The organism is Nitrospira sp. BLG_1 (assembly GCF_047338595.1).
Taxonomy (GTDB): domain Bacteria; phylum Nitrospirota; class Nitrospiria; order Nitrospirales; family Nitrospiraceae; genus Nitrospira_D.
Genome location: NZ_JBLFBO010000033.1, coordinates 1 through 22,480 on the forward strand (window position 1 = coordinate 1; position 22,480 = coordinate 22,480).

Genomic DNA, 22,480 nt, shown 5'->3' on the forward strand with positions numbered 1-22,480 from the left:
CGCCGATCGTTCAATGGTGGGGTTTGTAGGCTGGTTCTATGGGCATAAAAAAACCCCCCTAGCAAACCGCAGTTCACTAGGGGGGTTGAAGGGGTTGGGGTTCTTAGGCTTTCAGTGCCTTACGAGTGTCTGCCTTTGCGGCGAGTAGACGTTCACGAACTGCGGCGACAGTGGGCTTCAGACTCGCACTGGGAACATGCGCCGTTTTGGTCAGTGCTGGCGCAGGTTCATCGGAGTTCAAAGACGAGATATTCTCGGAGTCTTCGAGCGAGTCTTCTTCGATGTCTTCTTCTTCGACATCGAGTTCAACAGCGTACTTGCCATACGCTTTTGCCATTGCGTTCATAACGGCCTTGAACGTGATTCCTTCCTTGTTGGCACGTTGAGCAGCAACGTCGATAAGCTGGTCCCACGTCAAGGTGATTGTCGTACCGTCGGATTCGTCGGACTCGCCAGCACCATCGGACTCGGACTCGGACTCGCCACTCTTCGCATTGTCTTTGGCGACCTTTGGCGGATATCCGAGTGCTGTCGCGTTTGCGTCCAGCACTTCGTCAGTCTTACGGTCGCGCTCAAGGTTGCCGGAGCACAGTTTCACGAAGACTTCAGCCTTAGCGGGGTCATCGGGTGCTTGTGGCGTACCATCGGCACTGAATGGGACGTGCTTCAGCAGGAAGTTGTACGCCTTGATCCGATTGTTGACGCTGGTTGCACTGAACCCACGGGTTGCCAGCACTTCCGCCAGTTTCTTGTCGGACAGTGGAGCATTGGGATTAAGGAACTTGTACTCATACGTTAGAACGCAGGTAGTCAAACAGCTTGCACCCGAAACGATTTTCTCGTTTTCCCACGCCTGCTGAAACTTCAGCACTTGCTCTTCGCTAGGCAGATACGGTTCTGGTTTCTGAACTACTGTCGGCACCGCTTGAGACACCGGTGTTGCTTTTGCTGTCATTGGATTTTCCCTTTCATTGTTGAACTCGTTTGTCGAAGACACTCTTCGACCTTGCACCATGCTATCGGCACTTGACGATGTAGTCAACAACATTCTTCAAGAATTTTCTTCGATTAGTCAGACTGATTACCGAGTGCTGGTTCGCTTCGCTTCGCTTCTTCGCTTCTTCTTCTTCTTCTAGTGCAATGGAAGGGGGAATGGTGGGGACATTGCCAGCAATGGAAGAGGCCAGCAACAACACGACGTATCGGTGCTGTACTCGGCGACGATGGTAGGGACTGGACTGGACTGGGGACCGACAGACTGACCGATCAAAGGGACTCCAATCCCAGACCGAAAACGCCCCAAAACGGAACCCAAAGCCGGACGGCATCGGACGGTTCTTGGAGGAGTAACCCCTTCTCGACCTTTCAACTCAACATTTATCAACACCGAAATCAACATTGAAAAACGTTGAGAACTCGAACCCATCAGAGGGAAGTGAATAGTACCGTTCTTTAGAAGAAATCTTACCTATGTTCCCTAGATGGTTAGGTCATATTGTGTTCAACTACCTACATATGAGTAGTTGGATATGAAGTAGGGGGGGATTGGAGCGTCGGGACTCGAACCCGAAACCTCGGCCTTAGAAGTGCCTTGCTCTTCCAGTTGAGCTACGCTCCTAGTCTGATGGCGGTCGTTTCTTGCATCCCGGAATATGCCATTCACACCAGCGGCGCATTCCTTCCATGATCGCATTGGAGACCTTCTCAAGGAGATCGTCCACCTGCTTTCCTTTGAACTCGTCGAGTTCCAAGGAGCCGTAATGGGAATAGGGAAAGTCCCTGTGCTGAACTGGTCTGGCGCAGATGAGCACGAATGGGCGGACCCCTTTTCCGGGGTGGCTCGTGGCGTCTACGGGATCGACCCAAAAGTCCCATGCTGGCTTGCGTAGTGCGCATTGCCGTACTGCGACATTCAGTCGGTGAAGGTCTGCTTGGCTAATGTAGGCTTCATTCATTCTTTGGGTTCAATAAACGCCACCCGTCCGCCCATGCTCAGGAACATCTTGGCGCATTCAAACCAGATCAGCATTACGTCTTTGGCTGGTGTCGCACAGAGTCCAGAAGCACCGAAGGCGTCCATCATCAGTATGATGACGTTGAACATGGCTTCTACGTCTTCGCCGTTGGCCTGTCGGCTGTCCAAGGCCGCTTCGGACTTCACCAGCAGTTCGTTGACCTTGGTGAGTGCTTCTATGGCCTTGGCTCGCCTTATTGCTTTTTCTGACTGTTCGTCGCTCATGGTATTTGACCTTCCTTGGTTAGAACTGAAATCCAACTTCACGCATCTTCTTGGCGACCTGACCGATTCGCTGACGGGTGACTCCGAGTTGCCGGGCAACGTCTGACTGTCCGAAGCCGTCCAGCAGCAGCTTGGCTATCTTGAGCGTTGAGGGGTTCTTTTGCTCGTAACAGCGGTACGGGACTCCGTGTTCACGGCAGGCGTCATAGGCGTAGGCCGATGAGCACTGGTACTTCTTGCAGACTTCTGAGGGCTTCTTGCCAGCCAGAACATCCGATGCGATTTGCTTGCGGCGGATTCGCCGCTCTTCGTGGGTCATACCCATTGCAGTTCTCCTTTCTGTTAGAACTTCGCATAATCTACCACATGGTGGTTTACTTGTCAACTACAAAATACTTGAAAGATGAGATTCATACCCTAACAGAAGCAAGATGATATTGTACAATTGTACAACTACCCAAATTAACAATGTTGATTTTAGGCCGAGAAAGTACATACTTTTGTTTGGATGTTGTTTGGTCGGTACCGAAAAGTCCCTAATGGGTTGTACCTGTACAAACCGTCAAAACGCGGTGACTTGCTATCTGTGTATGGCGTGTATAGCGTGAGAGTATGACCGAAACCACAAACCACTGCGTAGCCGAGTTGCGTACCGCTGCGGCGTTTGTTAGAGACCCGGCAACGAGAGACCTGATGGTATGGGCGGCGAACAAGATTGATGGGCTTGAGAAAGAGTCTGCTCTGTTGTTGGAGGTGGTTCATGGAAGAGGATCAGGAAACCCAGACGGAATCCGAGTCGGGACCGGACCTGTCGATGGTCACGATGGAGGAAATGTTCAACGAAATGAACAGCCGCTTTCCGGGTAGGATACTGCTGGTCTACACCGAGAACCATGCCCAGTATTCGTGTACCCATGTCGAGTGGGTGGGAGACCCCATCAACGGACTCGGAATGGCCCAGTACGCAGTGAATCGAATCACCAGCAGACAGAACGACGAGTTTAACTGTGGCGGAGAGGATTGAAATGGAGAGCGATGAAATGCCCAAGAACCACACAGATGAGCCAGCAACGGTCATACCCCCCGGCCCGACGCTTCTGAAGAACGGCGAGACTCTTCCGCAGGCGTACAAGCGGCTGAAGCCGTACGGCATCACCATGCGGACGGTCGAGGAAGAGGCACGGCTGCGGTTCGTTAAGCTGCCCAAGAAGACCCGCGACTGGAACGCAACCAAGCTCGCCGTGCTCAATGACTGGAACGAAGAGTTGTACCCGCTGAAGAGTCCGAGCGAAATCATGGCGAGCGAGCACGGTCTGACTGAAGCGCAGAGAAAAAAGCTGGAAAAGGCGCAACAGCAGATTTATACGAAAGCTGAGTAGTAATTGAAATCGTTCGAGCGTGAGGTTTGGGACCAAGTTGACCCGGATAGCAATGAGCTATTCCCGTATTACAAATTCGTCCCCAAAGACTTCAAAGAGAATCTCAAGTTCCGAGAAGACATAAACCGTATTGGAGCCAACAGCGAGTTTGAACGTGCGCTGATTCTTGCGGCGTGCAAAAGAGACTTACTGTTTTTCATCAACGCTATTCTTTGGATCAAACGAGAACAGCCATTCCCCGAAGACCTGCCATTTATCACTTGGCCGAAGCAGGATGACTATGTCAGACTGCTGGTCGAAACAAGAAAAGCAGTAGACGCTGACTCTACGAATACGGTTCGCGGGGACACACTATGCGACAAGCCGCGACAGGTTGGCTGGTCGTGGCTGACCTTGGCCGAAGGCTTCCAGTTCATTCGGTTCAATCCGGGGGCCAGCGGCATCGTCGGCTCGCGCGTCGAGTATGACGTAGACGAAAATGGCCGCACCAGCACCCTGTTCTGGAAGCTGGACTATTTCGCCGAGAACGCACCGGACTGGTTCATGCCGCGTTCGTACTGGTCCAGCAAAGGCAAGCCGACACCATCAAAGTCGTGCCGGGCACTGCTTAAGATGTCGATTCCCGGCTTCGGCACGATGATGGGATCAGCTACCCATGAAGACTTCGGGCGGTCTGGTCAGTTCGGCTGGATGATGCTCGACGAGTTTGCCCACACCGATCGCGGTCAGCAGGGCATGGGCGACAAAATCTGGACCGGCACAACCAAGAACTGCCGCGTGCGTCGAGTGGTCAGCACTCCCAAGGGCAAGAGCAACAAGTTCTACTCTCTGAGATTCTCGAACTCTCTTCCTGTGTTCACTGTCAACTGGTACGACGATCCGGCGAAGATGATCGGCGGGTACACTCTCGAAGACGATTACGAAGTTGGACCAGTTACTCTCAAGGCTGGCGACTACTGGTCGCCGTGGGCAGAGGCTTCACGAAAGGCGGACGACAATGACGCGCTGTTCGCGCAAGAAGTTCTACTTAGTTACGAGGGCGTCGGCGGATGCTTCTACGAAGGGCTGCTCAACAAGATCAAACACCACCAAGTCACCGAGCCTGTACTTACTGGTAACGTCAAACACCGGGACGACGGACGCGGGCCACGGATTTTTGAAATCAAAAGCGAGTCGGTTTATTTCTTCCGTGCTTGGGAAATGCCGGTCTCTACTGGGTCTGCGGGAGTCGTCTGGAAGCCGGGCCGGTATGTCTTAGGCATCGACGTAGCGAGCGGCAGTCGCAACGCCGAAGGTCGCGGTGCGTCGAACTCCGTGGTCTGTATTGGTCGCATCGAAGGCACGAAGATCGTCAAGGTCGCCCAGTACATGACTCACGGACTCGCTCCGCATTTGTTTGCTCGAATTGTCTGCGCTCTCGGTTGGTGTTTCTGTGACACGAGCGGACTGCCCGGCTTCTGCATTTGGGAGTGCAACGGCCCCGGCGAGATCATGGGCAACTGTTTGCTCCGCGAACTGAACTACCCCGGTCAATCCGTCTACTGGGAGTTCAACGTCAAGGGCAGCAGCTACCCCGGTTTTCGTATGCAGACCTTCCGTCGCGGCGATGGAACTCTCGCTGGCAGCAAGGTGAACGTATTCAACGAACATCTTGCATGGCTGGAAAATGGGGACTATGCTGAACCAAGCCATGACACCTACAAGGAAATGGAGCAGTACAACTACACCGTCGATGGCGGAGCAGAGCACGTCAGACGGTCAAAGAGCTTGTCTCCATCGGATGGCCGGGAGAACCACGGCGACTCTGTGATCGGTACGGTGTTGATGGTGTGGGCCGCAAGAGAGCTTAGAAAAAATAACGTCGGCACTCCGGTTCGCATTGAGTCTCCGATGCTGTCTGTCGATTGGGCGATGAAGCGGCGGAAGAAAGAAACGTCTGGCCTATGGCGGTAGACTAATGTACTCAATTCAATCCAGCACGCGGCTTCAGGACAAAGTGCGATCATCGCACGATAGAATTTCTAACCACAGAGCAGTTCGAGAAAAAATCTGGAAGGCATACGTCGGCGACACTCATGGTCTCTCTGTCGTCGGCGCTCAACAAATCCCGCTCAACGGTCACGCTCTTTACGCTCGGTCACTGATTCAGTTTCTTGCGGCGCACCAGCCGAGACTGAAAATCTCAACCGACGTTGGCCCGTGGAAGCAGCACATGGAGATCGTTGGCTTTCAGGCGTCACGGGTGATGCGCGACGAGAACTTCGGGTTCAAACAGCAGCGATGGGTTCTCGACGCACTGATGTACTCGCCGGGTATTCTGAAGGTCTGCCAAGAGTGGAGACGCATTGCGAACGGTGACGGCTCTTATGTCGAAGCACTTCGCACTGCGGTCAGCAACGTGGACTGGTCTGACTGGGTTTATGACACGGCAGCCACGTCGGTTCACGACGCAGAGTTCACTGGTTCTCGCGTAAGGATGTCGGTCGATGAAGCGCTCGCAAATCCGATGTTTGCTCATGTCAAACCGGACGTTATCCGTGGGATGGTGTCGAACGAAATCGCGGACGATTCGCGGCTCTTCTTCGAGAACGATGACAAGATGCAGCCGTACCGAGACCGTATCACGCTTTGGGAAGTTTGGGACCGATGCGAGAATAAGATCAAAGTATTTTCCGCAGACGGAAACGACACACTTCTATACGACGAGCCTTGGGAGGGCCACGACAACGGGCCGTACCACTACCTCGATTTCCTCGATGTCCCAAACCATGTGGTCGGACTCTCTCCTTTGTGTTTGCTGCACAACCTGATTGAAGCAACCAATCGTTCGCTATCGAAAGTCATCAAACAAACCGACGCAGCCAAGACCATTATGAAGATTCGCGGCGGCAATCGCTCCGAAGCCGAAGCGGTGATGAACGCGCTCGACGGCACGTCGGTCTACGAAGAAGGCGGCGGCACGTCTGAGATTTTCTCCATCGGCGGACCCGACAACAAAACGCTGATGATGGTTCCGATGCTGAAGGACTTGTACAACTGGCTCGGCGGAAACATCAACGAGTTGGCTGGACTCGGAGTGTCCGCACCCACCGCGCATCAGGGCGAGCTTCTTGCCAAAGCTGCGAGCGGAATGGTGAGCTTTATGCAGGCTCGCACCAACGAAGCAGTGCGCCTTGCCTGCGAGTCTATCGTTCACAACGAGCTTGCTGATCCAATTGGCACAGAAGTCATGCCGTACAAGATGGCTGACGGCCAGACCTACTGGCAGAAGCTGACTCCTGAAATGCGTTTGCAGCTTTCCAAGGAGTTGCTCAACGTAGACATCGACGTTTACTCGATGGGCTACAAGAGTCCTGAGCAGCGGCTTCAGTCTGTGATGCAGTGGTGGAACAGTTTCGCCATGCCGAGTTATCAAATGCTTTCGGCGCAGGGCGGGCAGTACGACATTCAGTCGCTCAATCGTGCCATTGCAGATATGATGGATGAACCGCTGATAAACGAAGTGACCATCTACTCTGACAAGCCGAACCCGGAAATGACCGGCGGCGCGGCGATGCCGATTCGTCAGAGTCCGAACACGACGAGAACGCACATACGCCAAGATCGCGGCAACGATAATGCAGACAGCAAGATGATGGCTAGTATTTCTAGCATGGGAGATTCTGATGGATGAGGCTTGGAAGGAAGTGGTTGGATACGAAGGGCTGTATTCCATCTCCAATCAAGGCAGGCTTAGGCGTGAAACAAGCGGACGTGGGACTTATCCCGGAAGGATTTTTAACCCGAAAAAGTCCGTGTATCAATGCGTTAATCTGATTGCGTCAGATGGCAGTAAGTCTTGCCGCACAATTCATCACTTGGTCATGGAGGCGTTTGTTGGGCCGAGACCAGACGGACTTACGGTTAATCATATCAACGGGGTCAAGCACGACAATAGAATAGAAAATCTCGAATACGTTTCTTATTCGGACAATACGCTTCATGCTTTTCGTACTGGCCTTCGTGCGCCGACTAGCGGCGAGCGCAGCGGAACAGCTAAACTGACAAAGGAACAAGTATCTTGGATTCGCAGGATTCATAAGCACGGAAGATTGACTTACAGCCAGCTTGGTGGTGCTTTTGGGGTTAATCGAGCGACGGTTGGAGATGTTGTGAGTATGAGATGCTGGAAGGAGTGCGTCATTGAGTGAGATTTCGTTTAGTGGTCCGCTTCAGGTTACTCCTGAGCTTATTATGGCTATGTGGCGCTCTATGCCGGAAATGGGCAGGGTTGGTACGGCGCAACTGTTCTTTGCTCATTACGCCATGCCACAGCTTCCAGACGATGTTCTTGCCGCAGGGGCACGCATTTTCTTTGAGAAGTCAAAAATCCCCGAAGCCGCTGCGTCCGCACTGCGCGAAGGTGTGGCAGAGAAATGCAAGGAGATTGCGTCGAAGCAGATCAACCTTGAGAAAGTGAACCACATCATCGAAGACGAAGTTAGAAAGGCGACTGCTGAGTACGCCAAGAACCAAGTGCCGTCCCTGCTCTCGGCTATACCTATCGAGCTTTTGCTGAAGGTCGCGTCTCCGATCATCGCCGAAGTGGTGAAGTCCTGTGCTCATTACTATCTGACCCGTAGCCAGAGCGGCCAAGATTTCATGCTGAACTTGGTGCAGAAGGTTTGCGAAGAAGAAGCCGAAACCACCATGCGTGAGGTAGTCCGCAAGGAGGTTTTTGTAGCCACAGAAACTCCACTGAAGAACGCCACGCGGGCGTCGGTTGCGAGTTTCGTCTTGACAAATGACGGAAGCGAGAGTTAATTTAGGGGCAGAGAAAACTAAATACCGGGCAACGACGAACTGATCCCTCGTCGCTTCCAAGCAAAAGGCTGTACGGAGCCGACAACTGAAAGGCTTCGTATGGAAGTAGGAGATCGGATTGGAAAACTTGTAGTTGTTTCAAAAAGATGGATTCGCAAGGGGTGGAGGATTGACGCTGAATGCGAATGTGGATTTCGCATCTCTCGTCCGTTGTCGGCGATTCTTCTTGGAAAAGTTAAAACATGCGGTCGCAAGAAATGTTCCCCAAGAGTTGGTCCGTCTATCGGAAGGGTTGGTAAGGGCGGGTATAGATATGTTAGAGTTCTTGGCAAAGAAGTGTTTGAACATCGCCTACTCGTCGAGCAAAACATCGGGCGAAAACTTCTTGAGTCCGAGGTCGTACATCATCGCAACGGAAAACGCGACGACAACCGGATTGAGAATTTGGTCGTAATGGACCGAGCGGCACACAGCAGGATGCACGCTGTACAGATTTTGGAGATTGCGATTCTTCGTGAAAGAATCAAAGAGCTTGAACTAGGAAAATCTGGGGCTAAACCTTAATTCTCCGGCCAGAGGATTAGGACTAAGCGATTGACGGGACGGCGACGTGGAGCCACGAAACTCCATTTTGCCGTCCTTTTTATTTGCGCCCCATTTTGGCTTGAGAGTCGGTATGTGCGAGCAATACGGTGAACTCTGTTGGATGTGCAAGCGCGGCATTGAGCACGAAGCGCCAAAGCCGAAAGCCCGCAAGGGCGAGTTCTGGCGGGCGCACCACAGTCTGGCTCTCGAAGTGGGAGCCGACGAAGTGGCGAAGTTCGAGAAGCACTACGCGAAGCACGGCATCAACGTGACGCACAGGAAGACCGACACGGGCGGATACGAGCCGGTGATTACTCGGCAAGAGCAGTTTGACGCGATGCTGCGATCTCGCGGTCTGCACGACAGAAGGTAGGGTTCTATGGGACTGTTCGATTATCAGCCGTACCAGAAGCCGAACCCCGGAGGCGTTGCCTACGAGCAGGGGCCGAACAATTTCGCCAGCCCGTTTGCGATGTATCTGAACCGCTTGCGACAGCAGTTGCGGTTCGGCCAGATGCAGCAGCCGCGAATGTTTCTTCCGAACGGAATACAGACAAACCCATTCGTGCATCGCTACGACCCGAACTCGATTGGTGCTCAGTTGGCCCAGAGACAGCAGCAAGTTCAGGAATGGAACCAAAACGCGCGAATGCTTCCGCCGCAGGTCTACCAAGCACAGGCCGCACCCGGCCCCATGAGCGGCATGGACTATCCAGTAAAGGGAAATGCCCCTCTGATTCCCGTGAATCCGATGCGGCTGCCCCAGAAAAACTATGTGAGGTACTAGCGAATGTCGGGCATCGACTTTGACATCTTTTCTTCTGACAAAGACGTGGCGGTGGCAGATGATCCCAAGCCGAAAGCGCAGAAAACGTCGCTCAGTCAGACTGATCGACCGGATGATTCGCTCGATTCGCAGCCAGAAGACGTTACTAGCAAGATTGCTAACGTACTTGCTCCGAATTTTGACGACGAAGACGGCGCAGAAGACTCCGCGCCAGCCGAAGACAAGAAAGCCGACAGCAAAAAGAGCGACAAAACCACACAGCAACCCGTAATCCACAACGAAAATCTGCTCCGACTGGCCGAATCGTGGGGAATTGGCCCGGATGACGCCTCGCGGTACGCCACAGAAGAGGCTCTTCTTGGGGCCGTGGCGATTCGAGAGCTTCGGTGGCGGCGTTCTGCTGAGTCTCGCACCAAAAGCGGCACAGAAGGCACGGAAGACGCACAGAAAGCGAAGCCAGACCCGTCCGAGCCAGTGTTTCCTGAGATTAAGTTCGATGAGGACACCGATCCTGCTATTAAGGCTGCCATCGAGAAGATCGGAGGCTACGCAAAGCAACTGAAGGACTACTCCGACAAGAAGATCGGAGCCATGCAGCAGGCATACGAAGGGCTTCAGGCCGAACATGAGCAAGCCGCCGAGGAAAACACCCGGTCAGCCGAGGCGAAGATCGCTCAGATGTTCGATGAAAAGGTCAAGTCGTGGGGGCCAGAGTTCGTAGACCTCATCGGCGTTCCACAAGAGACTTGGACCAAACCGGGGACCGATCAGCACAAGGAACTGACCAAGCTGCGCAATTTTGTTCTTCGCAGCAAGGCTGGTTACGAAACGCTGACCGGAAAGAAGGCCACAGTCGCAGACTTGGAGAGCTTTGTCGAAGAGGGCAGACACGCGATCTGGCCTGACAAGGCGCACAAGATTGCCCGCGACACGGTGGCCTCGCAGTTGAAGAAGCAAAAGGGTGGAGTTGGACTTCGCACTGGGAGAAACGTGGCTAACGACAAGCCTGCTCAGGGCGATGGTGCGGCGAAGAACGCAGTAAGCGATTTGCTCGCTTCGTTCGGAGTGAAGCCGTACGCAAAGCAGAAATAACTGGCTGAGTAAGCCAGATGGAGAATTGAGATGCCAGCAGCTATTCAAGCTGACCAACTGGACAGCATCATCAAGACTACGCAGCGGCATATCGAGAAGGAGCGTATGGCGTCTATCGCCGAAACGCTCGTCGATTATGTCGGTGCGCGATTGCTGTTCCAGCAGAACAAAGTAATGGTCTCTGACGGTTACGGAATCGAATGGAACATGGCTACCGACCACTCTCACACTGCTATGCAGGTGGGTTTGTTCGATAACATCGCTCCGGCGACGAACGTACACCAAGTTCGTTTCAACCTTCCGTGGCGACATACTCGCGCTCACGTCTCTTGGGACTTGCGCGAAGTTGCCATGAACAACAGCCCGGCCCGCTTGGTCAATCTCGTGAAAGAGAAGATTTTCGAGATGGACGTGGCGTGGATCGAGCAATTGGAATCCCAGTTCTGGACCGGCCCTGCGGCTGGCGATGACCAGTCCGTCATGGGTATCTGGGGCTACTGGATTTATTCGCCGAACGACGGCGGTGGAAACAACACAACGTCCCCGTGGACGACTTCCAGCACTGGCGGGCGCGTGAACCTGAACCCGACAGGATACTCTTCTGGCCCCGGCAACGTCAGCCGAGTGACCTACTCGCGCTCCGCTCCGTGGTTCCAGAGCTACGGCGACATCACTTACGATGACGCTGTTCGCAAGTTGCGTACTGGTTTCAACCAGATCAACTTCAAGTCGCCGGTGAACTTCGCCAAGCTGCAAGACGGCAATACCAAGTTTGGTATCTATTGCACTCTCGCAGACGAACTGAAGTTCGCGGACGTTGCTCGTCTTCAGAACGAGAACGTCGGTACTGACTTGGCCTACTACGACGGCAAGGCTGTCGTGCGTGGCGTGCCCATCATGGGCGTTCCGAAGCTGGATGAATTGGATGCTGCTCGCTCGACAGCCAATCACCCTATCTTCGTGATCGACTGGTCACAGCTTCGTCCGATTTGTTTGGACGGATTCGCTCCATACGAAGTGACTGAGACCGGCGGCTCGAATCAGCCGCTGACTGTCACTCGTGCTCGGTACATGACGTGGAATATGCGCATGTGGAACGGCAAGACTTCGGCGTTGTTCACGAGCAACGGTTCGAGTGGTTGATTTTGGCTTCAGCCTTTGGGCTGAATTGAAGGAGAAATAGTATGTCTCATGCAGTACAACCGGCTGTGAACTCTGGTGGACTTGCTGGTGCAGGTCGTCAGTACACGGCTGAACTTTGGGATGGGTACGATCCCGCAGCGATGCTGCGCGATCCTACCATCGGACATTTCGATCAGGTGGATTTTGCGAGTACTCCGTGCCCGATTGTCGCTACCAACTTGGCGCTTGCCAACTTTGCTGGTGGCTGGACTGGGTTTACTGGTGCTACTGCATCGACCGTAGGTCCAGCGTCCATTCAGGGCGGAGTTTGCGAGCTTACCAGCGCCACGGACAACATGGATACCTACCTGCAACGCAGCACGCTCGGCGTTGTTAATGGTATTGGCGGGCGTCCGTATGCGTTTGTGACTTCTAACGAAGTTACTGCGTGGCCGTATCACCACTTGGCTCGCATTCGTTTCGAGTGTCGATTGGCGGTTAGCACGGTAGCTGCGAACGTACAGGGTTGGTTTGTTGGATTTTCAGGAGTTCTGGCAGACAACGACCTTGACGACGATACCGCCGACGTGGTGACGACCAAGCCGTTTTTTGGGTGGAGCGTCCTCAATGGCGCTGCTGCCGAGAACGCCACTCCGCGCGTTATTTACCAAAACGCTACTGCCGCGCCGACGACGTTGATTGCCAACGCTGGAACGATGGTTGCGAATACTTGGTACACGTTCGGTATGGACTTCGATCCTATGGCTAAGTCCACGGAGCGATGCTCGTTCTGGTTTAATGGCGTGAAGAGCAGCACGTTTTTGACTCATGCCATGACCGCGACGAATTTCCCGCGAACGATCGATGGCTCAACGATGGTCGATCTTGCTCCGTCGTTCATGCGAAAGAACGGAGCGTCTACGGCTGGATCGCTTTACATCAGCAACTTCCGCGTTTGTCAGGAATTTGTTGGCGTATCTCGCGGAAACGAGGCGTGCGGCTAATGAGACAGTACATCGAAACCTGTTTGCGTGCTCTGACTGGTCACAAGGGAAGATTCAGCGACGACATGGTTCGCTATTGGCAGGACGTTCAAAAGAAGTATTCGTCCTGCAATCAGCCCATGATGCCGCAGGATCATATCCCGATGTGGTACGAGCGCGCTATGGACAAAGGAATCCCGGTTGCTTTTGTGGAACCGGAAAAGCCGCTCATCGCGGTTGAAGAAGTTAGAGAAGTAAAGCCGACACCCAAGCCCATGCGGGCCGGTGCTCTGGTTGCAGGATAATGTATGGCTGTCGCTAGTCTTTCAATGTCGTTGACTGACTTCCGCAATCACGCTTGCGCTGAGTTGTTCGCAGGCGGGACGGTGGAGTACGACGATTTGGACGACGGCGAGAAGGCTGACATCGACAGGTACATACTCCGGGGGGAGCGCACGTTTTGGTTGCATCCCCCCGGAGTTGGCCCTTACGTCTGGTCCTGTCTTCGAGACCCCGGCGTGATGACGCTGTGGGCGGACTTGGACACCGACTCAGGCATTACGGTCAACACCAGCAGCACTACCGTCACCGCGAGCGAGGCGGCGTTTTATGATTCGATGGTCGGCAAGACCATCACGATCAACAGCGTCGATTACACGGTGTCTAGTGTAACTTCCAGCACAGTGCTGGTTTTGACTTCGACCGCTGGAACTCAGAGCAACAAGACATTCGCAATTTCTTCCGAAGGCTCATTCAGGCTGCCAGACGATTTTGAATCTCCCGACTCTTCTCGGTTGAGGTTCACGGATAGCAGTTCATACCCCGACATTCAGCTAATCAACGAAACCGAAGTCACCACGATGCGAGCACAAGACAGCGGCACGGGCTACCCGAAGCTGGCCTGCGTGCGTTGGATGACTTCAGACGGCTCTGCTGCTCAGGCGCAAGAGCTTTTGGTATGGCCGGACTTGGACGCAGACTACGAAGTCGCCATGCCGTTCGCCGCTCAGCCGCAAGGTATGAGCGAGGCTAACCCCTATCCACGCGGAGGGCCGGAAATGGCCGACTGTTTACTGTCGGTGATTCTAGCCATCTGCGAGGAAGCGAAGAACGGACAGCGCGGCGACCGTTGGATCGAAGCCACCGAGAAGTGTGTGGCTGCCGCACAGCGCGACCGGACGCGCCACCACAATTTTGTTGCTGGACGAATGCGACAAGACGCGGGAACATATTCGTATCCGTTTAACGTGAAGAACCTGATTCAGCAGGCGTAGGAGCTAGGAATGTCTGGACTTGCATATTTCGATTCAAGGCCGCTGGTGAAGCAGGGGACTAGCGCGGCAGGGGCGTCGGTTGCTGTCACGCTGGCTGCTGAACCAAATAAGTCGTGGCGGCTCAGGGCAATCAACATTAAGTACAGTTCCATGCCGGGTGGAGCAGGTGCGATCGTCGTTAATACGGTCGTTGCTTTTACTCAACTTGGTTCGGCTGTTTCTCTTTCGTGTTCGAGGTATTACGCGGTAGCTGCCGAAATGTACACCATCGACTTTCAGGGCCACGAGATTATGGGAGACCCGAACACGGCTATCGTCGTTACTCTGGACGCCGGAAGCGGCGCGGTGGTTGCCACCTTGGATGTGTTCTACGAATAATGGCTACGACGATAGTATCTCATCCCGGCGCTGGCCTTGCCTGTCGCCAAGCTATCCAAGACGCGGTTGATGCCGCGTCGAGCGGAGATACTTTGCGGTTTACGTCTACCACTTCAGCAACGTGGCTTCTCGACGGACGTAGCGGAGATGCCAACCAAGACAATGTTAAGGCTCTTGGGACAGTTGAGATTGCCAACAAGAATGTGCATCTCTTGTTCGACCCCGGAGTCACGATTACGGAGTCTCCGTCCGCGCTGTTTCCGGGTGACTTTCAGCCTGCGTTCAGATGGCTTAACGCCACTGGTGACGTTACGTTTCGCGCTGGCTCTAGGCTCACTGGAAGGCGAAGTTCACATGCTGGCTCCGAAGAGGGGTGCGCTGGACTTAGGTATGTTCACTCTTCTGGAACGATTCGTGGCAACGGCGAGGCGCACATAACAGAATGGAAGGGCGACGGAATCTGGCTATCTGCTGGCGGTGGAACTGATTCGACGAACTATCCCGGCGTTGGCTCCAATGGTCCAATAAATATCTACGACATGCTGCTGAGCAGTAACTATCGTCATGGATTGACTGTCGAGGATGTAGATGGCCTGAGTGTTTACCGCTGCGGTGGAAGTCTCAACAACGGATACGGCTCGTCTCGCTGGTGCGACATGGAGCCTGATACCACGCAGGACAAGCTGGCTAATATCGTGTTTGATGGTTGTCGCTTTGCTGGTCACGCCAATGCCCTGTCTGTGGACTTGCTTCAACTTGGCGCTGATTCGACTGCGGTGTCGATTATCGTTCGCAATTGCGATTCATACTTCAGTGGTGATTCCAGCGACGAGCCGTACGGCTTCAACTTCAGAGCAAGTGCTAGTGCTTGTTCGACCAACGGCGGAACGATTGAGATTATCAACTGTCGGGCAAACGGCCTGAGGTATGCTGGCTTCTACTTCGATTGGAACTTGGCGTCCAAGGTCCAGCTTCGACTGAATCAGTGTACGTCCGAGGATTGCTCTAGCCTGAACTCCGACAAGCCGTTTACGTTTGCCTTGGCTGGCGCTGCTACTGGCTATGGGATCAGACTGAACGACTGCACTAATATCGACCGCAACTTTGATCGCGTGTCGGCGCAGGTTGCTTCTTCTGGTGGTGCTGCGACAAATGTTCGTGGTAACATTCGCACTCGACGGTTCGCTCAGCAGGATGAGCGAACTCTGGCGGCGCTGCTTCCGAACGTGCAGTTTCAAAGCGGCGGCGGTGGTTTTGTAAAACGAAAGACAAGAACGATCGAGAACAATCGGTCGATGTAAGGAGAGATATATGCCGGGACATACAGCAATTCAGGAACTAGCAGACTGCGGAAGGTACGGTACTGGGCTTGGCGCTTCTGCTGGTGGTTCGGCCATTTACGCGACAAAGGCTACGCCAACAGAAGCAGGGTGGACTACCGGGGCTTCTATAATTTTTCATAACACAACCACATCCAGCTTGCTGGTTACTCAGGTTACTTGCGCTCACAATTCCCAACCAGCATCAACGGCCTTGGTGGACGTATGGTCTGTTGCTGCCGGGGCAGCGCTGTCCGGCCCACAGTCGTTCATTGGTGGAGCGCAGGCCATTAGGCTGACTTCCGGCTATACGCTGAATTATGCTAACGTGAAAACCTTCACTCTTTCTACTACGTCTTCGTACTTGATTGTTCCAGCAGGAGGAGTTGTGGCTTATGGGACTTCAGGCACATATGACGGCACTGGCGCTGGGCTGCTGCTGACCGTTGAAATGGTTCCGATTGTTTGATGATTGGAGATTTTGTATATGAGCAATCAAACTGATTATGCTGCATCTGTTGGTGCGGACCTTGCTACTCTCGCAAACGCATCAGTGTCTTTTGCGAAGATTTCCCCTGCTGCGATCACGCTTTGTAGTTCGATCGAATTGGATAGTTCGGTCGCCGCCGTGCCTATAACACACACAACCAGCGGAGCTAACGGCGGCGTTCAGTTCGGAGGCGGCTCTACGAGTCAGAAGTTCGGATTCTATGACGCCACCCCAATTGCTCAGCGTGCTGGCGCGGCTCAGGCCGCAGTCGTCACTACTGCCGCAACACAGACGACTCCGTATGGATTCGCAACTCAGGCCCAAGCCGACAATCTTGTCGCGCTGGCAAACGAATTGCGCGCGGCGTTGGTTGCGCTTGGGCTGATTAAGGGTGCAGCGTAATCTGAGATGCTATGGCGAACCAGCAAGAGATTGTTGAGCTTCAGGCTCCTGTTGGTGGCTTGAATCGGGCCACGGACTATCAGTCCGCACCGCCATATACTTCGATAGATTTGCTGAACGTCCGCCCCTTCGATGTTCTCGAAGGGCGCGGACGCATCGGCTCACGCCCCGGACTCGTCAAGGCGTACACCAAACAACTCGGAGATGCCAACGAAGGAAGCGGCGGCGCTGCTGCTTCTGGTGGGCCTACGAGCATTACGCCGACGCGGGACGTTTATCTTCGTCAGGCACTAAGCACCAACCGTGACGCGCTTGGGCTTCGTATTGCAAACGACGCCAACGGTGCAGACGACACCAACTCTATTTTGTATTTTGATCTGAGTGGCATACCGAGCACGGCGACGATTACCGCTGCCAAGCTGGTGCTGTTCGCAATCACTCTAGACGTTCCTTCTTTTTCTGGTGTCGTCTATCGCCTTACTCGCACAAACTGGTCAGAGACTCAGGCGACGTGGAGCCTGTACTCGACTGGAAATTCTTGGACGACCGCTGGTGGGGATTACGATTCTTCTCTGAGTGTTAGTTTTGCGATTCGTGCTCTTGGAACAAACGAAATCTTTGGCATGGAGGCGCTGTGCCAAGATGCGATTGATTCTCCGACGTACCAAGGCCAGCTACATATACTGCTGACTACGAACCTGACGGCAGATGCCGTTGTTGAATTTGTTGACAGCGAATACGCAACGGCGGCATACCGACCGACTCTCGTGGTTGAATACACCAGCGGAGGCAGCTTCACTTCGACGCCTGTTCGCATGGTCGCGGAATGTCAGACGCTCAGTTCAAACACGGCGACTACTTATTTCGATGACTTCGCCGGAAGTTCTTTGAGTGGAACATATTGGGAGCACGCTTCTACCACTTGGACGTTGCCAGACTTCGTGAGCGATACTCCGCGAGCAAGTGTTGGCCTGCCGACCGTTTCGAGTGGGCTTGCACGGTCAGATACTTCGGCCAATCAGCTTCGCACTGCGTCGTCGAAGATTACCGGCGCGTCAGTAGATTCTCGTCGAGAAGTCTCGCTCAGCCCGTACACGATGCCGATTGATTCAAGTGTTTGGATCATCATGGACACGAGTGAATCTACGCCTGCGATCTCTGGAAGTGTTGCCGTCAGGTTCACTATCTTCGGAAGCGGATTGGCAGAGTTGATTCTGTATGTGAACGGAGTAGTAAAGGCGAGCTATTACAATCCGACCGAGGTTCTTAACCTTGAACGCCGCCAAATGCGAATGGTGATTCATCCGTGGGGCAAGGTGCAGGTCTGGTGGACGAAGCAAACCCCCGACATCAACTACACGATACCGAGCTACTCGCCTGCTGGACGAAGATATGGATTTGGTCTCCACAACAACGCAGCCAACGACGGAGTTCTCATAAGAAGCATCAGCTTTTTGTACACGGTAACTGCCTCAACCAAGCCGCCGAATATGCTGATGGCTTCCGCGAACGGCTACCTCGAACGCGAAGGCGTTGACGGAGTGATGTATCGAGTCACCCATGTGAATATACCCTCGCTGCGAAGCGATCGGCTGATTTCTGCTATTGGCAGACTTCAGAAGTTGTATATTGCGGACTATGGAGTCCGACAGCAAAGATTGGCTTCGTCAAGTTCTGCGACAATCGCCAATGTAAGTGGTTCTACTTCTATTCTCGACGACAGCGGGGTGACAGACTGGACGCAACTAGGGATTGATGTAAATTCCGATCGTCTTGAAATCATTTCGGCATCAGGCGGAACCCCTGCGCCAGTTGGGGTGTATGCGATCGTTTCTGTTCATGCGACCAACGGAGTCACTTTTACTATATCTGGTGGGCCTACGGCCACGTCGGTTTCTTATCGGATCATTCGCGGTCCAAAGATTTACGATTCAGCTACCGATCAAATGGCACTGACAAGCCTTGGAACGGTTGGTATTAGCCAGTTCCCGGTCGGCTTCAGGCACTTCTCGCTGTGGGCTGATCGTATCGTAGCGGTCAATGATCCCACTAAGCCTCAACAATGGCAGATGAGCGCGGTTGGTTATCCGAATCTTTGGGACTTCGGCGACGGTGGCACGGTGAACTCTGATGGAGTTGCGTCTGGTACTCTCATTGGTCCGCTTATCGAAGCCGCTGCTGCGTCGGACTCTGCGTCTGGAAGCCCCGGCAAGCTCGGCGATCCGATCATCTGCACTATTCCGATCTCCAATGACCATCTAATCTTCGCGTGTCGAGCCAGCTTCAGCGTGCTTCGCGGCAACCCACTGCTGAATGGCACGATTAACCTCATCAGTCGGGACGTTGGGATTCTTGATATTGGTGCATACGCTCGCACGCCCGAAGGCCGTTTGATTGTGATGACTCTGGATGGTCTCTATGAAGTCACTTTGGTTGGCGTGATTCCGCTTTCGAGGGATGTCATTCCCGAAGAGTTGCTCGGCATCGACCCGGAACTGTACGAAGTGACTCTCGGCTATGACTACAGCAAGCGCGGCATCTGTATCGCGTGCGTTCCGAGAAGTTCTTCGGACAACAGCACGCTAAAAAGCATCCACTATTACTACGACATTCGCAGCGGCGGATTCTTCTTAGACGAGTACGCTCTCGGCCACGACACGACGGCTTCGTGTGTTCATCAAGTGAACAGTGTCGGGCCGTTCGTTCTGGTTCGCGGCTGCCGCGACGGCTATCTGAGGATGTACGACGACGGCTCTGGAACCGACGACGGAACCGGGTTCGATAGTCGTGTGTGGTATGGTCCGATCCGACTCGGCAGCGGAACGTATGGCGAGGGCTACATAAACGAACTCGTGGACGTTTTGGATTCCGTGAGTGATAATGTGACTGTCAGGATTTACGGTGGCGACACGGCTCAAGAAGCCAGACTGGCTGAGGCGAGATACGAAACTCGCATGACTGCTGGTCGCAATCGAAATCGTAGGCCGCGACTGAGGTACAGCGCGATCTACATTGAGACCGAAGGAACGCCGGGCCGTCCGTGGGCAAGAGAGTCGATGACCATAACCCGGCAGAAGACTGGCCGGTTGGCTTTGTCGTAGGAGATTCAGATGAATCCTCTTTGGAATATCCCGCAGCTTTTGATTACTGCTTGGTTGGGGAAACTGACCCACGACCAGCAGGTCAAGTATCAAGCAGCGGTCGAGCAGCAAATCGCTGAAGGCAAGTCCGGGCTTCAGGCGCGATCCGACGCCGCGATGGCGATGATTCACAACGATCCATCGTCTGCTGAAGCGCAGGCCATTCTCAAACACCAAGCGTCTGCCCTGCCGGGCAAGGCGTATGCGTCTGCCGAAGATGTCACCAACGCCTATAAGAAGCGCGAAGGCGACGTGATGGGCTATCTCGAAGGCGTCGGCCAACAGGCTCTTGCCGACACCAATCGCACGTTCAGCGAGGGTTCGCTGCGAACGAATCTCGCAGAACGCGGTCTCGGCGGAGGCGGAGTGGCTGAGTCTCTGGCGAACGGTCTGAAGGTTCGCAAGGGTGAAGCGCGTCGTCGCATTATCGAAGACCTTGGATTTCAGAAAGCAAACACGCTGGCTGGTCTGACCAACGACACGCAGCAGGCCAGACTCGGCGCGTTGAACACGGCGTACGGCTTGGATGAAAGCACGTTGAATACTTACGCGGGGCAACTGAACAATCGCGCTGCGAACAACGTCGGCACTTATCTTCAGACCACTGGCGACTACTTTGACTTCATCAACAACATCAACAACGTGCCGCCGAACACAGCGCCGTTCTATGGGAGTATGCAATCTCTCGGCACTGGGCTTGGAAACTTTCACTAGGAGCGCATCTTGGTCACGAGATATTTTGACGTTGACCCAACCGTCGTAGGTCTTGCCTATGGCATGGATGCGTTCTTGGCTGAGCGTCGTCGCATTGACGAGATTCAACACGCCAAGGCTGAAGCTGCAAAAGCGAAACGCAAACGCGCATTGATTATGGGCGGCACTGCTGCTGCGGCTGCGGTGACTGCTGGTCTTGCCGCGCCTGCGTTGGGATTGGCTGGAACTGCGGCGAGCGCAGGTGGACTCGGCGGAGTCGAAGCTGGCGCACTTGGTGGTGCTCTTCCGACCGCTGCTACGTCTGGCATTCTCGGTACTGGCGGCACTGTCGGCCTTGGCGGCTATCTGACCGCTGCGAGTATCGGTGCTCAGGCTGGCGGCGCATTCAGCGAAGGTGACGTTGCTGGTGGTATGACTTCGCTCGCTGCACCGTTCGTGATGCAGCAACAACGCAACATGGCACGCGAAGACCGCGACTACAACCGTCGCGGCGCTTTGTCTGATGCGATTACGCTGGACACTGTGCGGTCTGCGAATGACCTGACGAACTCGAAAGCCATTGCAGAGATTCACTCCAAGAGCGCGATCGACCAAACAAAGCTGGCGCACAAACTATCGAACGAAGGCTATCTCGAACGCACTAAGCTGGCCAACCAAGGCGCGCTCGACCAAGAGCAGCTTCGCAGCGATTTGAAAAATTATGGGATGCCTGCGGCAGATTACATCTCCAATCAGTCCGCTGTCGCTGGCTACGATCAGCAAGCTGCGAACGAAAACATGCCGTTCGGAATGGGACCGCCTGCGGTAGACCAAGAAGACAACCCGTATGTCGAAGGCCCATCCAAAGTCGCAGGCATGGACCGTAAGTATTCTGGCGCGTCGTTGATTGCAAAAGCGCAGATCGCTCGACGACGTGCTGCGACGATTGGCAACCCCGACTGGGTGAACTCGAACTCGCCCGACATGGTTGCTGCTGAGCGCCGTGCTATTGCGCGTGCCGACTCGCACATTCAGACTTCCCTCGTTCCGCACACGCCGACGTTCCAAGAGCAGGTGCAGAGCGAGACTTCAATAGATGACGAACGTGGGGTTATTTGGGAGCGTGGCGCAAAAGGTCAGCCTGTGTCTAAGCCGCTTCCTGAACGCAAGATCGAATGGAGCAAACTGACTCCTGAACAGCAAGAGCAGCAGAGAGTGAATTTTGTTGGCGGCGAAAACGAATTGCGGGATTTGCGGTCTCAGGGCGGACGAGTTGTTCCAGACGGCAAGGGCGGACTAAAGATCGAGCACGACAAGAACGCCGATGTCGTGACCGACGAAGAGGCGATGGAGGTCTACAAGGCGAACAACAACCGCAAGAACGCCGCTGGTGATACGATGCCGTTCGACCCGATAGAGTATGCCAAAGACTTGTCTGAGGTTGCCAAGCAGAAGAAGATGCGCAGCCTTGCTCCGAAGATTGAAGACATCAATCTTCGCGCTGAAGCTATCATTCGTGATGCGCAAAACGGACGCGGAGATTTGGAAACCGTCGTCAAATGGCAACAGGACTTCGTTAGGAACTTCGGGGATAACCCCGACAGATTGCCGGGCGGAAAAGACGGCTCGCTGATGCAGCTTGCCAAGAGGGTTGCACTGGTAACGAAAGACTATGTTGTGCCGACGGTGAATCAGCCAGAAGTAAAGAAGCGTCCGATTAGTCTGACTGATCGCGTGAAGGCTTTGAGCGAAAAGGATATTCAAACCCTCGAAGACTCGTTTAATTACTAGGTT

26 protein-coding genes and 1 tRNA gene are annotated in these 22,480 nt (G+C 54.1%); 21 read left to right on the top strand and 6 right to left on the bottom strand.

Annotation, left to right across the window (positions count from 1 at the left end; genetic code table 11):
* Window positions 1-103: 103 nt before the first annotated feature.
* The 6 genes from ACMTNU_RS16185 to ACMTNU_RS16210 form a co-directional block, all read right to left on the bottom strand.
* The gene (locus ACMTNU_RS16185) at window positions 104-1,015 is read right to left on the bottom strand and encodes a hypothetical protein (RefSeq protein ID WP_413936343.1); all 912 of its coding nucleotides are present in this window, start codon (window positions 1,013-1,015) and stop codon (window positions 104-106) included.
* A gap of 1 nt (window position 1,016) precedes the next feature.
* Entirely contained in the window at window positions 1,017-1,328 is a 312-nt protein-coding gene (locus ACMTNU_RS16190; protein WP_413936344.1) for a hypothetical protein, read from the bottom strand.
* Window positions 1,329-1,545: 217 nt separating this feature from the next.
* Window positions 1,546-1,618, bottom strand: a tRNA-Arg gene (locus tag ACMTNU_RS16195).
* Entirely contained in the window at window positions 1,617-1,955 is a 339-nt protein-coding gene (locus ACMTNU_RS16200; protein WP_413936345.1) for a hypothetical protein, read from the bottom strand. Before ACMTNU_RS16200 ends, ACMTNU_RS16195 begins: the two co-directional genes overlap by 2 nt.
* A complete protein-coding gene (locus ACMTNU_RS16205; RefSeq protein WP_413936346.1) occupies window positions 1,952-2,239 on the bottom strand; it encodes a hypothetical protein in 288 nt (95 codons plus the stop codon). The genes ACMTNU_RS16200 and ACMTNU_RS16205 overlap by 4 nt, the downstream gene beginning before the upstream one ends.
* Before the next feature lie 19 nt (window positions 2,240-2,258).
* Window positions 2,259-2,564, bottom strand: coding sequence for a hypothetical protein (locus ACMTNU_RS16210; RefSeq protein WP_413936347.1), 306 nt, complete (start codon window positions 2,562-2,564; stop codon window positions 2,259-2,261).
* A gap of 435 nt (window positions 2,565-2,999) precedes the next feature.
* On the opposite strand from ACMTNU_RS16210, the gene ACMTNU_RS16215 reads away from it, so the two are divergent.
* The 21 genes from ACMTNU_RS16215 (at window position 3,000) to ACMTNU_RS16315 (ending at window position 22,477) form a co-directional block, all read left to right on the top strand.
* Window positions 3,000-3,263, top strand: coding sequence for a hypothetical protein (locus ACMTNU_RS16215; protein WP_413936348.1), 264 nt, complete (start codon window positions 3,000-3,002; stop codon window positions 3,261-3,263).
* Complete coding sequence (locus ACMTNU_RS16220; RefSeq protein WP_413936349.1) at window positions 3,247-3,618, top strand: hypothetical protein; 372 nt, start codon at window positions 3,247-3,249, stop codon at window positions 3,616-3,618. Before ACMTNU_RS16215 ends, ACMTNU_RS16220 begins: the two co-directional genes overlap by 17 nt.
* 3 nt (window positions 3,619-3,621) lie before the next feature.
* Complete coding sequence (locus tag ACMTNU_RS16225; protein ID WP_413936350.1) at window positions 3,622-5,571, top strand: hypothetical protein; 1,950 nt, start codon at window positions 3,622-3,624, stop codon at window positions 5,569-5,571.
* 259 nt (window positions 5,572-5,830) lie between these two features.
* On the top strand, window positions 5,831-7,291 hold the full coding sequence (locus ACMTNU_RS16230) for a hypothetical protein (protein WP_413936351.1): 1,461 nt from the start codon (window positions 5,831-5,833) through the stop codon (window positions 7,289-7,291).
* Window positions 7,284-7,808, top strand: coding sequence for an NUMOD4 motif-containing HNH endonuclease (locus tag ACMTNU_RS16235; RefSeq protein WP_413936352.1), 525 nt, complete (start codon window positions 7,284-7,286; stop codon window positions 7,806-7,808). Before ACMTNU_RS16230 ends, ACMTNU_RS16235 begins: the two co-directional genes overlap by 8 nt.
* Window positions 7,801-8,421: a hypothetical protein gene (locus tag ACMTNU_RS16240; protein ID WP_413936353.1), complete on the top strand. Its 621-nt coding sequence runs from the start codon at window positions 7,801-7,803 to the stop codon at window positions 8,419-8,421. Before ACMTNU_RS16235 ends, ACMTNU_RS16240 begins: the two co-directional genes overlap by 8 nt.
* A 99-nt stretch (window positions 8,422-8,520) precedes the next feature.
* Entirely contained in the window at window positions 8,521-8,985 is a 465-nt protein-coding gene (locus tag ACMTNU_RS16245) for an HNH endonuclease (RefSeq protein ID WP_413936354.1), read from the top strand.
* A 112-nt stretch (window positions 8,986-9,097) separates the two neighbouring features.
* Window positions 9,098-9,379 carry a hypothetical protein gene (locus ACMTNU_RS16250; RefSeq protein ID WP_413936355.1) on the top strand — a complete coding sequence of 94 codons (282 nt, stop codon included), beginning with the start codon at window positions 9,098-9,100 and terminating at the stop codon, window positions 9,377-9,379.
* Between the two features lie 6 nt (window positions 9,380-9,385).
* Complete coding sequence (locus ACMTNU_RS16255; protein WP_413936356.1) at window positions 9,386-9,793, top strand: hypothetical protein; 408 nt, start codon at window positions 9,386-9,388, stop codon at window positions 9,791-9,793.
* A 3-nt stretch (window positions 9,794-9,796) separates the two neighbouring features.
* On the top strand, window positions 9,797-10,885 hold the full coding sequence (locus tag ACMTNU_RS16260; protein ID WP_413936357.1) for a hypothetical protein: 1,089 nt from the start codon (window positions 9,797-9,799) through the stop codon (window positions 10,883-10,885).
* Between the two features lie 30 nt (window positions 10,886-10,915).
* Window positions 10,916-12,028, top strand: coding sequence for a hypothetical protein (locus ACMTNU_RS16265; RefSeq protein ID WP_413936358.1), 1,113 nt, complete (start codon window positions 10,916-10,918; stop codon window positions 12,026-12,028).
* 41 nt (window positions 12,029-12,069) lie between these two features.
* Window positions 12,070-13,011: a hypothetical protein gene (locus ACMTNU_RS16270; protein WP_413936359.1), complete on the top strand. Its 942-nt coding sequence runs from the start codon at window positions 12,070-12,072 to the stop codon at window positions 13,009-13,011.
* Window positions 13,011-13,295, top strand: coding sequence for a hypothetical protein (locus ACMTNU_RS16275; protein WP_413936360.1), 285 nt, complete (start codon window positions 13,011-13,013; stop codon window positions 13,293-13,295). The genes ACMTNU_RS16270 and ACMTNU_RS16275 overlap by 1 nt, the downstream gene beginning before the upstream one ends.
* A 3-nt stretch (window positions 13,296-13,298) precedes the next feature.
* A complete protein-coding gene (locus tag ACMTNU_RS16280) occupies window positions 13,299-14,264 on the top strand; it encodes a hypothetical protein (RefSeq protein WP_413936361.1) in 966 nt (321 codons plus the stop codon).
* 9 nt (window positions 14,265-14,273) lie between these two features.
* Entirely contained in the window at window positions 14,274-14,642 is a 369-nt protein-coding gene (locus ACMTNU_RS16285) for a hypothetical protein (protein WP_413936362.1), read from the top strand.
* Entirely contained in the window at window positions 14,642-15,943 is a 1,302-nt protein-coding gene (locus ACMTNU_RS16290) for a hypothetical protein (RefSeq protein ID WP_413936363.1), read from the top strand. Before ACMTNU_RS16285 ends, ACMTNU_RS16290 begins: the two co-directional genes overlap by 1 nt.
* A 10-nt stretch (window positions 15,944-15,953) precedes the next feature.
* Complete coding sequence (locus ACMTNU_RS16295; RefSeq protein WP_413936364.1) at window positions 15,954-16,430, top strand: hypothetical protein; 477 nt, start codon at window positions 15,954-15,956, stop codon at window positions 16,428-16,430.
* An 18-nt stretch (window positions 16,431-16,448) separates the two neighbouring features.
* Window positions 16,449-16,853 carry a hypothetical protein gene (locus ACMTNU_RS16300; RefSeq protein WP_413936365.1) on the top strand — a complete coding sequence of 135 codons (405 nt, stop codon included), beginning with the start codon at window positions 16,449-16,451 and terminating at the stop codon, window positions 16,851-16,853.
* A gap of 11 nt (window positions 16,854-16,864) precedes the next feature.
* A complete protein-coding gene (locus tag ACMTNU_RS16305; protein ID WP_413936366.1) occupies window positions 16,865-19,954 on the top strand; it encodes a DNRLRE domain-containing protein in 3,090 nt (1,029 codons plus the stop codon).
* A 9-nt stretch (window positions 19,955-19,963) separates the two neighbouring features.
* Window positions 19,964-20,707 carry a hypothetical protein gene (locus ACMTNU_RS16310; protein WP_413936367.1) on the top strand — a complete coding sequence of 248 codons (744 nt, stop codon included), beginning with the start codon at window positions 19,964-19,966 and terminating at the stop codon, window positions 20,705-20,707.
* Window positions 20,708-20,716: 9 nt separating this feature from the next.
* On the top strand, window positions 20,717-22,477 hold the full coding sequence (locus tag ACMTNU_RS16315) for a hypothetical protein (RefSeq protein WP_413936368.1): 1,761 nt from the start codon (window positions 20,717-20,719) through the stop codon (window positions 22,475-22,477).
* Window positions 22,478-22,480 lie beyond the last annotated feature (3 nt).